Source organism: Microcoleus sp. PH2017_12_PCY_D_A, from assembly GCF_020738565.1.
In the GTDB taxonomy this organism is placed as follows: Bacteria; Cyanobacteriota; Cyanobacteriia; order Cyanobacteriales; family Microcoleaceae; genus Microcoleus.
Genome location: NZ_JAEQCI010000053.1, coordinates 41,371 through 55,460, shown reverse-complemented (window position 1 = coordinate 55,460; position 14,090 = coordinate 41,371). Strand labels below are relative to the sequence as shown.

The 14,090-nt window shown below is 47.4% G+C and carries 10 protein-coding genes and 1 pseudogene; 7 read left to right on the top strand and 4 right to left on the bottom strand.

The window, feature by feature from the left end; all coding sequences use genetic code 11:
• The 3 genes and pseudogenes from JGK39_RS16855 to JGK39_RS16845 form a co-directional block, all read left to right on the top strand.
• Positions 1-691: pseudogene (locus JGK39_RS16855) on the top strand (IS1 family transposase); the annotation flags it as partial.
• Between the two features lie 1,711 nt (positions 692-2,402).
• On the top strand, positions 2,403-3,635 hold the full coding sequence (locus tag JGK39_RS16850) for a hypothetical protein (protein ID WP_293260815.1): 1,233 nt from the start codon (positions 2,403-2,405) through the stop codon (positions 3,633-3,635).
• A 445-nt stretch (positions 3,636-4,080) separates the two neighbouring features.
• A complete protein-coding gene (locus tag JGK39_RS16845) occupies positions 4,081-4,665 on the top strand; it encodes a TIGR04376 family protein (RefSeq protein ID WP_293260812.1) in 585 nt (194 codons plus the stop codon).
• 141 nt (positions 4,666-4,806) lie between these two features.
• Here JGK39_RS16845 and JGK39_RS16840 read toward each other — a convergent pair whose 3' ends face one another.
• From JGK39_RS16840 to JGK39_RS16830, 3 genes are read right to left on the bottom strand one after another with little or no spacing between them, the layout of a single operon-like run.
• Entirely contained in the window at positions 4,807-6,654 is a 1,848-nt protein-coding gene (locus JGK39_RS16840) for an SdrD B-like domain-containing protein (RefSeq protein ID WP_293305639.1), read from the bottom strand.
• 17 nt (positions 6,655-6,671) lie between these two features.
• Complete coding sequence (locus JGK39_RS16835; protein WP_293322296.1) at positions 6,672-6,926, bottom strand: SdrD B-like domain-containing protein; 255 nt, start codon at positions 6,924-6,926, stop codon at positions 6,672-6,674.
• Complete coding sequence (locus JGK39_RS16830) at positions 6,908-10,303, bottom strand: DUF4347 domain-containing protein (protein ID WP_293322293.1); 3,396 nt, start codon at positions 10,301-10,303, stop codon at positions 6,908-6,910. The genes JGK39_RS16835 and JGK39_RS16830 overlap by 19 nt, the downstream gene beginning before the upstream one ends.
• 79 nt (positions 10,304-10,382) lie before the next feature.
• On the opposite strand from JGK39_RS16830, the gene JGK39_RS16825 reads away from it, so the two are divergent.
• The 4 genes from JGK39_RS16825 to JGK39_RS16810 all read left to right on the top strand — a co-directional run bounded on the left by JGK39_RS16825 (position 10,383) and on the right by JGK39_RS16810 (position 13,369).
• A complete protein-coding gene (locus JGK39_RS16825; RefSeq protein ID WP_293260804.1) occupies positions 10,383-10,529 on the top strand; it encodes a hypothetical protein in 147 nt (48 codons plus the stop codon).
• A gap of 279 nt (positions 10,530-10,808) precedes the next feature.
• Complete coding sequence (gene mtnA / locus JGK39_RS16820; RefSeq protein WP_293260801.1) at positions 10,809-11,870, top strand: S-methyl-5-thioribose-1-phosphate isomerase; 1,062 nt, start codon at positions 10,809-10,811, stop codon at positions 11,868-11,870.
• Between the two features lie 173 nt (positions 11,871-12,043).
• A complete protein-coding gene (locus tag JGK39_RS16815) occupies positions 12,044-12,508 on the top strand; it encodes a type IV pilin-like G/H family protein (protein ID WP_293296888.1) in 465 nt (154 codons plus the stop codon).
• A 3-nt stretch (positions 12,509-12,511) separates the two neighbouring features.
• The gene (locus JGK39_RS16810) at positions 12,512-13,369 is read left to right on the top strand and encodes a rhodanese-like domain-containing protein (RefSeq protein ID WP_293260796.1); all 858 of its coding nucleotides are present in this window, start codon (positions 12,512-12,514) and stop codon (positions 13,367-13,369) included.
• Positions 13,370-13,602: 233 nt separating this feature from the next.
• Here the strand turns inward: JGK39_RS16810 and JGK39_RS16805 are convergent, their stop codons facing one another.
• The gene (locus tag JGK39_RS16805) at positions 13,603-13,950 is read right to left on the bottom strand and encodes a hypothetical protein (RefSeq protein ID WP_293143153.1); all 348 of its coding nucleotides are present in this window, start codon (positions 13,948-13,950) and stop codon (positions 13,603-13,605) included.
• Between the last annotated feature and the right edge of the window lie 140 nt (positions 13,951-14,090).

The following is a 14,090-nucleotide window of genomic DNA, read 5'->3' as shown; positions in this document are numbered from 1 at the left end:
ATGTAAATCAACCCATATCCGTAAAAACGGCAAGAAAAAAGGAAAACAAAACCACATTTGTGTGCAATGCGGTCGTCAATTCATCAATGAGTATGAGCCTCAACGAGGTTATAGCGAGGCTATCAAACGTGATTGCCTAAAAATGTATGTCAATGGGATGGGTTTACGGGCGATAGAACGAGTTAAGGGAGTTCATCATACCGAGCGTAATGAATTGGATTAAACAAGTCGGCAAACTGTTACCAGATGTTTATGATCCTGAAGTCATTCCAGAAGTTGGTGAACTCGACGAATTACAAACTTACGTGAAAAAAAAACAGACAAGATCTGGCTGTGGACAGCAGTTGACCACTTTAAGCCGGGAATTTTAGGATGGGCATTAGGGGATCATAGTGCTAAGACATTTGAACCATTATGGGACAAAGTAAGTGAATGGAAATGCTACTTTTATGTAACTGATGGATGGTCTGTATATCCCAGGTTTATGACCGATGGAGATCGGATTGTTAGTAAGACTTATCTGACACGAGTAGAAGGGGAAAATACAAGACTAAGACATTATTTGGCAAGACTACATCGCAAGATTCTTTGTTATTCTAAATGTGAGGAAATGCTCAAGCATTCTATTAAGTTATTAATACATTACTTGAAATTTGATGATATCCCCATTCCTGGGGTATCCATACCTTGATTCAGCAACGCCCAGAGGTACTCATGACAAGAGCCTTATTACTGAGGAGTCGTGTGAGGTGAAAGTCTCAAGCACGGTTTTGAAGACGAGCGGGACTCGTGAGGGTCTCGCTTAGTTTAACCGGACACCGAGACAGAGTAAGACTACTGCGGTAGCATCAGTTGATGAAGTGTCAAGAATCACCGCACTTTAAGGGCGGTGAGTATGTCAATCGGAAACTCCTGAAATTATCTGGGAACCTTTCTCTGGTGACGCCCAAGCTATAGTTTTGCAAGAAAATTCCACGGCGAATGGATATAACAAAGAGCCTTAGGTTTCTTTATCCGAATGGAAAATTCTAGGCATCAACACCGCAGTTACTGCCAAGAAAGCTGAAACAGAAGATAAAACTTACCCGCGATACACTTTTAAAATTTAGCTCCAGCGCAATTACCAATATTACATTTTTAAGGTGTTTCTGCCCCTGCTGCTAATTACGATAATTTCTTGGACGACTTTTTGGATGAATGCGAGTGCGGTTTTTGCCACTCAGATGAGTGTAGGCTGCCCCCTGTACGCTCACGGCAATTACTTTTAACTTCACGGTTGCTAACTCTTTGCCGAGAGTGCCTTACATGACTCTGATGGACACATACATATTTATCTGTTACCTGTTTTTCTTTGCGTCGATTATCGCTAATGTCACAGCTCATTTCTTGCTCAACAACCACAAACAGCCGGAAATCTCCGTTAATCAGCAGCGCAAGTTTCGCTGGATATTCCCTTCAGTTTTTATCCTCTGTCAAGCTACAGCAATGACAATTTTTTTGCTAAGGTAAATCAGGTAAATTTAGAGTTTCCTGCTATTTTCTGAGAAAGTGCGATCGCACTCCAATACATAAACAGAAGTTATATAAGTCTAACAAATATAAACTTATTATAATATTACGAATAATTAAGTCCTAAACCTTCAAATTTTATTAGGAATAATTCTTATTTAGTCAAGGATTTTGCGAGCTTTGAGAATATATAAGCAATTCTAATCAAATTATGGTACTATCAAAAGTCTAGAATCTGCAGTACGTTATTGCTTGCAAACAAACAAGCTGAACAAAACTGAAAATCTGAAACCTTTGTCAAGTCTAAGATTCAAGCAAAAAAATCGGAGAAAATTCAGTTTTTTTGCTGAATTGTTACACAAAGTAAAATTTTGTGTCAAAAACGGCGATTTCCATCTAAGTGGGGTTGACAAAAGCAGTAAAAAGTCTAGTGAGAGTGAGAGGAAGTTAAGAGTACCAAAAAACAGTCAGTCGATTTTCCATGTTGCGATTTGAGATTGAGTTGCAGGGCAGTGAATCACCGGAGGCAGAACTTGAGTCGAAAATTTTCAGAGCACCGACTCTCATGAGTGTCGGGGCACGGTATAGGTTGATTGCGGGTCAAAAGGTGCAAAAACAAATGAAACAAAAGTCGATCGGGCGCTTCAACCCCAGAGAAAAAAAAGCAACTGCAAGCTGGCGCTTCAAACCCTTATGCAGTAAGTCATTTCCCAAACTCAAATCTCAAAAGTCGCAGCGAAAATGGTACAAGTTCGCCCCGGACTAAAAATATGGTGGTGGGTGAGATACAATTGACCTGTTCTGAGCAAAGAATTGGTAAATATTAGAAGTATCCTGTAAAGTCTGAAGTGGAGAACCTCAGGGTGGTCGGGGAGCGGGAGTAACATAAAACTATGCCTCAAAAAGTAATCGCCAAACAGATGTCCTTGGAATCAGCGTCCGATCCGATCGCCGTAGTGGCGAGAGTCGAAACAGTGCCAGCCGAAACAGTGGCAGTAGAGTCCTACGCCGATCGGTTGATGGACGAACTGTTTGAAGGAGTCGATCGAGCATTCGACGGCAGTGAAGGACTGCCAGCCGAGCAGGTGCCGCCAGCAGAATTCGTGGCGCTCAAATCCATCTCGGTACCTCAAATAGTTTTGTCGCAGTTGGCGCCAGAACCTCCGCGAGGCCAGGAACAAGAGGTAGCAGCGCTCGCCCGCCAAGTCGCCCTAGAAACAACCAAAAAACAGCAGTCCAAACAATCATTTGACCGAATCTTGCTAGGAGCAGCCTGTGGGTCGCTGCTCCTAGTCATGGGATTGTGGCTGGCAAGTCGATCGGGACTGGTGCGCCTGCCCGCAGCGCCAGCCCCGCAGACGCCTGCAGCAAGCGGCAAAATCGCACCAGACACCCAGTTTGTCGAATACGTGCAGCGCTCGCTAGCGGCGATCGAACAAAAAAAAGCTCCTCAGGCTAACTCGCAACTTGCCCCTGTTCCGGGAGCAGCAACCCCAGGGACGCTGCCGAGCATTTCAATTTCCGGCGCGCCACCGGCAACCGCAGGTCTTTCGAGTGCAGTCAACCGCATCGCGAATGCCCTAGAACAAGCCGCCGCCGCGCCGGGAGCACCTGCACCCCAAGTCGTAGTCATCCCTCCCCCCGCTCAGGTGACTGTGGCTCCGGCGGCTCCGACTCAGGTGACTGTGGCGGTTCCGGCCGCTTCTCAAACCGCAGCAGCTTCGCCTTCAGCAGGGGCCCAAGCTTCCGGTCGCGCGATCGCCGCGGCTGGCAATCGCACTCCCCAGGCGGCTTCCCCTTCCCCCTCGGCTGCTGTGGAGCCGAAGATTTTGGCTCGCGAAACAGAATCAGCACCAGCACCTGCAGCAGCGCAATCGGCGCCAGCGCCCCAGCAACCGGTAGCGGCTGCTAGCAGCGCGCCGACTTCCGCCCAGACGCTAGTGGGGATTTTGGAATTGGGCGATCGATCGGCTGCTTTGTTTGAAGTAGACGGTGTAGCCCGCAGAATTTATGTCGGCGAAAGCATCGGCGCTAGCGGTTGGACTCTGGCAGAAATCAAAAATCAAGAAGCAGTTATCCGCAAGGGTGGAGACGTGCGATCGGTTTTTGTCGGACAAAAGTTCTAATCAGTCATCAGTCATTAGTCATCAGTCATTAGTCATTTGTTAAGATTTTGGTAATGGGTAATCGGTAATTGGGAGTTGGTAATTGGTAAGTAGCCACACAAAATTAATTACATAAAGACTCCTTACTAGGCTTGGGTTTCAGTCGAAATCTCCTGTAATTAATTTTGCACAACTACTTAATTGGTAATTGGCAGCGATCGGGCTGTATCTCACGAGCGGTGACAACAGTTATAATATTGCTGAAACCATTGCTATTATTGCTTCTTCCTTCTATCGGTTAAATCCAATACGCTGCGACCGAAGCCGAACTTTCTTCTGCTATAACTAACAACTAATGACCGATAATCGATCGCCATTCAAGAAGAACTCATGACCAATGCCCAATGCCCTGTTTGGCCAATGCCCTGTTTGGCCAATGCCCTGTTTGCCCAATGACTTATAAAAAATGAGCATATTTGATGATGTCAGCCGCTTTCTAGAAACCAGATTAGAAGAATTTTTGCGGAGCAACCCCCACCTGGAATTGCAAGCAATAGAAGAACAACTCAAGGAACAAGAAGAAGACACCCTGCGACTGATTTTGGAGATTCAGAAACAAGAGAAAACACTGCAAGCAGAAATTCTCTCCGCAGCCCAAGAAATTCAGCGCTGGAACGATCGAGCAAACAAAGCCAAAGCCGCGAATCGGCTCGATTTAGCTCAAGCAGCCCAAGAGCGACAAGCAGCTTTGCTGCGTCAGGGAAATCAGCGCTGGGGACAAATGCAAGGCTGCAAAGAACGGATTGAAAAAGCCAAAGAATTGTACCGCCAAATTCAATTGCGCCGCAAAGAAGTCCGCGCCAAAGCAGCCGAAGTGCAAACGAAAACTACGGCTAAAGCAGATAAAACAGAGCAGAGTTGGGATACAAAGGGTTGGAATCAGAGTTCTAATTATAACAGTTTTAAGGCGGCAGACCCTCTCGAACAAAAGTTTCAAAACTGGGAAGCTGAGGAAGAACTCGATCGCATGAAGCGCAATATAGGGAAGTAGAAGAAGGAAGAAGGAATAAACTTTGAAATACTCATTTTCTGCCAGAACAATGCTTTTGGGGGATAGGATTTGTCAGTAGTATGGTACGCAGCGCGCACCTTACTACTGAACATTTTATGCTAGTTGATTAGTTCGATCGCACTACAGGAGCGCAAAATCCGTAGCAGTAATCAAGCTCGACGGCACATTGCTGAGAGTTGCCAAAAGTTGACCCGAACCGATCACTCGGATCAGAGTAGAACTATTCTCCGCCACAATGCTCAGTTGCGAGAAATTTAGACCGCCGATTAAGCCGATCGCATCTAGACCATCTTGAAAGTCTAAAATAGTCTCGCTACCGAGGTCAAGGCCTAAGATAAATCGATCGTTCCCAGTACCTCCAATCAGAGCATCATTCCCCTCATCTCCAAACAAGAAATCATCCCCAGCACCGCCGAGCAAACTATCCTCATCCTTACCGCCGTAAATAGTATCATTTCCAGCATCGCCGTTAACAGTATCCTGACCTTCATTGCCAAACAGCAAATTGTTGCCAGAACCGCCACAGATTTGGTCTTGTCCGCCAGCAGAACCGATGGGGAGAGGGCTGCCAATATCCCCGTAAACAGTATCTTCCCCCTCGCCTCCGCAGATAGTATCGTTGCCCTCATCGCCAAACAGCAAGTCGTTCCCCAACTCGCCAACAATTACGTCGTTGCCCTTGCCGGCACGTACTGTATCATTGCCGTCACCACCTGCGATCGTATCTTGATTTTTCTCCCCGCTGAGGAAGTCATCGCCCTCCAAACCGAACACCAAATCGCTGCCAGTCAAATCCGGGTCGAACGGGTTAAGAGTTCCCCCGTAAATAGTATCGTTACCTTGGTCTCCAATTAAAGTATCACTCTCTTGGTCGCCAAAAATAATATCGTCATCTTTGCCGCCGTAAACAACATCGTTGTTCTTGCCCGCAAAGATTAAATCCTCCCCAGCAACCCCGTTGAGGTAATCATTACCCTCATTGCCAAACAGCAAGTCGCTGTCTATATTTGGGCCAACCGGGAAATTGCTGTTAAGTCCTCCGTAAATATCATCATTGCCCCGCAATCCTGCCAACAAATCATTGCCGTCAAAACCGTTGATTTCGTCACCATTATTAGTGCCGAGAATGGTGTCGTTGCCGTTAGTACCGTTGCGGGTATTAGTGACAGAACTCGGGCCGCGAATACTGCTAAGGCTGGGTAAAACAATTTGCGAACAAATGCAGTCAGCATCTTCTACTGTTTGCGGTGTTGGTGTTGGTGGTTGGGCGAAGGAATTCCCAAAATTAATACTGCCAACATTCGTGCCGCTGACGGCAATGATATTAGCAGGATTCGCAGTAGTTCGCGTCCAACCCAGTTGATTTACTTCCCGGACTCGATAAGTTCCCGGGCCTAAGTTAGTAAAACTGTAGCCGCCCAAACTATCAGTTGCAGTGTTAACTTCTCCACCATCTAAAGAATCGTTCCCGTTAGCATCAAGGAATATTTGCCAGTTGGGCAATAGCGGTTCTTGAGCATCCAAAACCCCGTTGTTGTTGAGGTCATTAAACTTGCTGCCGGAGATGCTAATATTTTGGAAATTGCCGAAGTTAACGTTCGATCGACTTTCGCCATTACCCAGATTAATCGCCCCCGGATTAGCAGTCGTTTGCGTCCAACCAGTCCGCTGCACCTCCCGCACGTTGTAAGTAGTGCTGGAGTTGAGGTTGGTGAAGCCGTAATTGCCATTCGAGCCAGTGGTAACAGAAGTTTCGCCCGAATCTAAAGAGTTGTTCCCGTTAGCATCCAGGAAAATTTGCCATCCCGAAATACCAGTTTCCCCCGCATCCTGAGTACCGTTGCCGTTGGCATCGTTAAATTTAATACCGCTGATGCTGCCTTGCTGCACTGGAGTCGGAGTCGAAATCGGAGTCGGAGGCGGAGTTGGAGTTGGAGTTGGAGCTGGAGTCGGAGTCGGAACCGTCAATGGGCTATTCCCGAAATTTACCGTAGCAGGAGCACCGAAACCGGATTTGCAGTCGTAGGTTGACTTCCGGCTGGCACAATTTCCCGAACATTGTAAGTACCAGCAGGCAAGTTGGGGAAATTAAAGCTGCCAAGAGGACTGGTAGTTGTTGCCGAAGTTTCACCCGCGCCGAGAATACCGTCATTGTTACTGTCGAGGAAAACCGTCACTCCGGCGACGCCAAGTTCTCCCGCTGTTTGAGTTCCGTTACCGTCTACATCGTTAAATTTGATACCAGTAATGCTGCCCAGTACGGGGGGTATCGCACCGAAACCGGATTTGCAGTCGTAGGTTGACTTCCGGCTGGCACAATTTCCCGAACATTGTAAGTACCAGCAGGCAAGTTGGGGAAATTAAAGCTGCCCAGAGGACTGGTAGTTGTTGCCGAAGTTTCACCCGCGCCGAGAATGCCGTCATTGTTAGTATCGAGGAAAACCGTCACTCCGGCGACACCAAGTTCTCCGGCTGTTTGAGTGCCGTTGCCGTCAACGTCGTTAAATTTGATACCAGTAATGCTGCCGAGTACCGCAGGTGTCGGAGTCGATCGATTCCCGAAATTAACAGTAGCGGGAGTCGTTTGCCCAGCAGCCAGCGTCACCGAAACCGGGTTGGGAGTTGTAGGTTGACTTCCGGCTGGCACAATTTCCCGGACGTTGTAAGTAGCTGCGGGCAAGTTGGGGAAATTAAAGCTGCCGTTAGCACCCGTAGTTACCGAAGTTTCTCCAGCGCCGAGAATGCCGTCATTGTTAGTGTCGAGGAAAACCGTCACTCCGGCGACACCGAGCTCTCCGGCTGTTTGAGTACCGTTGCCATCGGCATCATTAAATTTGATACCTGTAATGCTGCCGAGTACAGGGGGTATCGCTTGATTGCCGAAATTCACCGTAGTTGTTTGCCCAGCAGCCAGCGCTACCGAAACTGGATTCGGAGTAGTTGGTCGGTTTCCAGGAGGCACAATTTCCCGAACGTTGTAAGTAGCTGCGGGCAAGTTGGGGAAATTAAAGCTGCCGTTAGCACCCGTAGTTACCGAAGTTTCACCCGCGCCGAGAATGCCGTCATTGTTAGTGTCGAGGAAAACCGTCACTCCGGCGACGCCAAGTTCTCCCGCTGTTTGAGTGCCGTTGCCGTCAACGTCGTTAAATTTGATACCAGTAATGCTGCCCAGCGGCGCGACAACAGGTATCGGCTGTGCTGAAAATTCGGAGGTGTTGCCAGCAGCATCAATTGCTGTGGCGGTGATTAATTGACCGGGAGCAACTGCTACAGGGAAAACTTGATTGAAGGTGGCGTTACCAGCAGCATCAGTTGTTACTGTGGCAGAACCGATTAAGGTTTGACCTTGGGTGCCGGGGGGAGTGTTGGCGAAAAATTGGAGGGTGAAATTGGCGCTAGGAATGCTGTTGAAGGTTCCGGCGACGGTGACGTTGCCACCGCTGACGTTGGCGGTGGTGAGTACGGGGAAGTTTTGGAGGTTGTTCGCGCCTGTGTCTGGATCGCCCGGATCGTTGGCGGTGATGCTGTTGTTGCCGAGGTCGATGCCTATGCCGGCGTTGCCGAAGATCGAGTTGTTTTGGATGCGGTTGCCAGTGCCGGAATTAACACCTACGCCGATATTGCCATTATTGGCGATGATATTTCCTTCACCTGCTGTGCCGCCGATCGCATTATTACTTGCAGCAGCAGTAATCTGTACTCCTAGCGAGCTATTGCCTAAGGGGCTAGTACCGTTGGCTGCAACGCCGATCGAATTGCCGCGCAAAGTGTTGCCTGTTGCAGAAGCGCCTGTAATCTGGACGCCTAAACCGGCACTGGGACTGCTGTTGCCGGAAATGATATTGCCAGCGCCTGCCACACTACCACCAATCGTGTTGTTGGGTGCATTGTCTACAACCACGCCAATAATGTTTGGCAATGCAGCGGTGCCTGCGGAGTTGGTGCCGATGTAGTTGCCGAGTACAGAGTTGAGAGTTGCATTGCCGTTGAGAATTTGCACGCCGAAACCGTCATTGCCGGAAATGATGTTGCGATCGCCCGCAGTAGTTCCGCCGATCGTGTTACTGGCAGCATCCTGTATGAGGACACCAGTCAAGGTGTTGCTCAACTTGGCTGTGCCGCTGACATCGGTGCCGATGAAGTTGCCTAAGACTCGATTGCCTGTAGCGGCGTTGCTGGTAGCAGGGGTGTTTAGAATGACTACACCGAAAGCATTATTGCCGGAAATGATGTTGCGCGCACCTGCGGTATTGCCACCAATCGTGTTGTTGGGAGCATTCTGAATCGCCACGCCAAAACCGACGTTGCTCACCTTGGCTGTGCCGTTGATGTCGGTGCCAATGAAGTTGCCGAGTACAGTGTTGCCTGTGGCTGTGGCACCATCGATAAACACGCCAGCGCTGCCATTGCCAGAAATCAAGTTGCGATCGCCAGCAGTAATTCCGCCAACGATATTGTTAGAGCCACCGGATATTTGCACGCCTGTCAAGGTATTGGGCAACGCAGCAGTACCAGCAGCGTTGGTACCGATGATGTTACCCAGCACTCGGTTGCCTGTGGCACCTGCGGCATTGATTAACACCCCGAAAGCATCGTTGCCGGAAATGATATTGCGATCGGCCGCAGCAGTCCCGCCGATCGTGTTGCCCGGTGCATTGTCAACTACTACGCCACTGGCAGCGTTGCCCAAGTCGGCTGTACCATTGGGATCGGTGCCGATCGAGTTGCCGAGTACAAAGTTGCCTGTGGCAGCGTTACCTACAATGAAGATTCCAGAACCCCGAAAGCGATTGATGGCTAGTCCCCGAATGGTGCTGCCACTGCCGGTGATGAGTATGCCGTTGGTTGTAGCGCCGGCATTGGTTCCATCCAGTTGGATCAGTGGCGTACCGGCGAACCCCGCTTGGGTAGTGCCGTTGATGACTGTGGGAACGGTAATTATTGGCAAGGAACTCAGCGGCGCGATCGTCTGCACGCCTGCACCGGGAATGTTGAAGTTAATATTGTGCGGTGGTGCAGCAGTGGCATTAGCTTGAGTAATCGCATCTCGCAGCGAACCCGGCCCAGCATCGTTGGTATTAGTAACCACAAACGTAGCCAAGGCGTGCGCGTAATTTGCCATCGCCTCCGGCTCGATCGCCAATCCCGTCTCAATCACTCCTGTTGCATATTCAAGCAACCAGTTGCCGCCTTTTTCGGCACTCCCAGTAATATCAGCAGAAGCAGCAACCGACGCTTTTGTTAACTGGCTCAGCTTTTGTACAAAAGCTGCTCCTTTTTCACCCGCAGCTACGTTACATCCGTAGAGCAGAATTTCAAATTTATTTTGAATTGAGCTAACAGATGACGAAAACCACCGCCTCAAACAATCGCGATAGGTTTCTAAATTGTCGGAATTCAGGCTAGTTTGCCCTAGCTGCAAACTTCCCGATTCCCCGTGAGAAATAATGTGAACGATTTCTATATCTTTCCGCCTTTCCAATGCTGCGGCAATTTGTTCGATACCGTCCCGCGCGCGATCGACTAAAATCACCTCTATCCCGGCTTTCACACCTCCAGCCAGACTCTGCCAATCTTCAACTGCTGAATCTACGAAGACTATTTGTTGGTTTTTCATGATGACTGTTCCCCCATGCACATAATTAGGTTCTTAATATGTTGTTTGAAGTGCGATCGACAAACTTCCAGCCACAAATATGGCTAGCACAAAATCAGCCTTCAACTCAGTAAAAGTTGCACAGACTAAAGCCTTACAATTATCTATTTCTGTGATTCTTGTAAATTTGTTGGAGAGGGAAAGTTTGTCGATCGCACTTTCTCATTCTCAACTTAACAAAGACTGACCGCACGCACAGCTAGCTTGTTCCCGATTCCGGAAAAATTTAAAAAACGCAAATATCCTTTACATAACTTAATGTTTTATTTATGACTAAGTACAATTTTGTGAAAAAGAATGCAACTCTACGCAAACTCTAAACCAATAAAGTAGTCAGTATCCAACAATGCTCGAATCTCGAATGGCAGGACAGGGATTTTGGCAAATCCAGTGCGTGTCTAATAAAATAGAGAAATATCCGCCTTCATGGCATCATAGAAACTTGTCCCTCACATCATTGAAATCGATGACTGCTCAAAACTCCCCAGTTTCCCCCGTCACCTGGCTCGAAGACCGAGTGCTGCTAATTGAGCAAAACCGACTGCCGAAAGAATACGCTACAGTCGAAATTACCAGCTCTCAAGATATGGCTGAGGCGATTAAAACTATGATCGTCCGAGGTGCTCCGGCAATTGGGGTAGCAGCAGCTTACGGGATGTATTTGGGGGCGCGAGAAATCGAAACGGGCGATCGCACCGAATTTTTGGCTAAACTAGAACAAGTTGGTGAATTATTGCGATCGACTCGTCCCACAGCCGTTAATTTATTTTGGGCAATATCCCGAATGCTCAAAACAGCAAATCAAACTAGCGGTTCCGTCGAACAAGTCCAAAAAACCTTGTTAGAAATGGCTAAAACCATTCAAGCAGAAGACGTACAAACTTGTAAAGATATCGGCGACAAAGGTTTAGAAGTTCTGCCCGCAACACCCGAAAAATTGAACTTACTAACTCACTGCAATGCCGGCGCCTTAGCAACAGCAGGCTACGGTACGGCATTAGGCGTATTTCGTTCTGCTTGGCGAGAAGGCCGACTCGGCAGAGTTTTTGCAGACGAAACTCGGCCCCGCCTCCAAGGTGCAAAACTCACCACTTGGGAATGCGTGCAAGAAGGAATTCCCGTCACATTAATCGCCGACAATATGGCCGCCCACTGCATGAAACTCGGCATGATTCACGCAGTAGTTGTCGGTGCAGACAGAATCGCTGCTAACGGCGATGCCGCCAATAAAATTGGCACTTACAGTTTAGCAATTGTTGCCAAAGCTCACAACGTTCCCTTCTTTGTTGCCGCCCCTCTGTCAACAATTGATTTTGAACTTTCCGACGGCAGCCAAATCCCCATAGAAGAACGCGATTCAGTTGAAATGTATCAAGTTGGAACTACCCGAATTTGTCCTGAAGGAGTAGAATTTTACAATCCAGCTTTTGACGTAACTCCGGCGGCTTTAATCTCGGGAATCATCACAGAATACGGCACGGTTGCTCCGGGAGAGTTGAAACAGTTTCAAGCAAAACAATTAGTTTAATTGTATGTTACTCCACCGCTTATTTCATCAGTCATTTCTGCGAAGAATACCGCTCTGGCTAAGTAGGTCGAGCGATGAATTTCACGTGAAATATGTAGGTAAAACCGCACGCCTGTAAGAACAAGGCTGTGCGGTGTCCTACCGCTATTCAAGTTTTAAGCACTGGTAAAAACATGACTTATAGCTCTCGCAACCAGCAGATAAAATTTGCGCTCGCAACTCTAATTCTACCAGTTTTGTTTCCTACAGCGGCTCATCCTCAGTTGTCGCCAACCCTTAAAACTCAGGAATCAGCAGCTAAACAATATGTGGTAGAAATGAATAAAGCTCAGCAAGACTACTATCGCAACAATACGGGTTTTACAAGTTCTGTTTCTAATCTAGCTCTAGGCATTAAATCTGACGCAGCTAATTACAAATATTCAATTGATACAGCAAACAAAGCTGTATTTAATTATGCAGTGTCGAATCAAGCTAATCTCAAAAGTTTTGTGGGTGGAGTCTTTTTGATAGGAAATAAGACCCAAACAATCTTGTGTCTAAATGTTGCTTCTGGCAAGATTAAACCAGCTAAGCCAACAATGGATACTAAAGGGGTTATATCTTGCGGTGCTAATACAGCAAAAGTTGCTCAATAAATTATGTCTAATTTACTGTGTAATTTAGCAGACAATTGGATAGTAAGTGCAGATTTAGCGAAGGAATTGCTCTCAGGAGGAGCTACCTTGCTTGATGCTCGGGCACCGATTTTAAAATGGTTTTGCCGTCTCCCGCCAGCTATTCCCGTAACTTGGCAGCAATTTTCACGATCGCACTTTCCGCACAAAGGCCAAATTATCGAAGATGATACAATCTTAACAGAAAAGCTGCAAGCACTGGGAATTTGTCAAGACCAACCTGTAATCGTCATTGCCGATTCCGTGAAAGGATGGGGCGAAGACGGGCGAATTGTTTGGATGCTGCGGACTTTGGGACACGAAAAAGCTGTTTTTGTAGATGGAGGATATCGAGCTTTAGTCAAAGCGGGAATTTCTCAAGTAAAATGTGCAAATCATCCACCGCCACCGGGAGATTTTGTAGTATCTAGCCGCTCGACTTGGGAAATTCAGCAGGATGATTTAAAAGCTATTTTAGGTAATCCTAATTTAGCAATAATTGACGCCAGAGAATCCCGAGAATATGCAGGTAAAACGCCTTACGGAGAAAAGCGGGGCGGCCACATTCCCGGTGCGATTCACCTTTACTACAAACAGTTAATGGACAAGCAAGGACAACTGCTGGCTCGCGAGGAAATTGTCGAATTTTTGCAGCAGAAAGGTGTTTCGCTGTCTGCTCAAATTGTAACTTATTGTAGTGGCGGAATTAGGTCTGCGTGGTTGACTTCTGTCTTGACAAGTTTAGGATTTGATGCTAAAAATTATGCAGGTTCAATGTGGGAATGGTCGGCTTCGCCTGCTGATAGCTATCCGTTGGAAAAAAGTCGTAGGGTACGTCAGTAGATTTGATATTTATAGAATTTTAAGTTAAGTATCAGCCATCAAAATAGGTTCGTAGTGAGGACTTCAGTCCGCATTAAAATCAGAGGACTAAAGTCCTTACTACGAACCAAATTTACTGTATTTTTTTAGTAGTAATGTGCGTATAACTAACGCACCCTACTAAGCTGTGACAAAACTCGCTAATTCATTAACAATTCAACCTCAATCAACCGACGGGTTTCAGGTTGAGCATCTCAACCGACTTGTTCGATATACTGAGCGAGATCGTCGCGCAGGCGGCTCAGTTCGGCTTCGGTGGTGACGCGCAGGCGATCGTCCCTAACCGTAATCAGCACTTTCGCAGCAAAAGGCGTCGCCCAAATATTGGGGTTGCAGAAAACCTCCAAAAATACGTCCCCTGCATACCGATATTCCATCGGCTTTTGAGGAGAAGCTTTACCGCCAGCGGTTTTGGCTGCTACGGCTTTCAAGCTGTCCATCAAAGTGGCGATCGCACTTTGCAAATCCCGCGCGGCTTCCGGGGAAAAGCTAAACGAGACAGAACCTTCAACTAAATTCAGTGTCAGCGGAGAAAGAGACATAAGCAATGAAATTTAATATACAATCGTTAATGCTAAAAAATATAGTAACCCAAAAGAAGTACATTCCAGCTCAATTGGACTGCGAGAATGCTATTAATTGAAACTTCTCTCAAGAAGCTCGGCTAAATTAATGAATATAA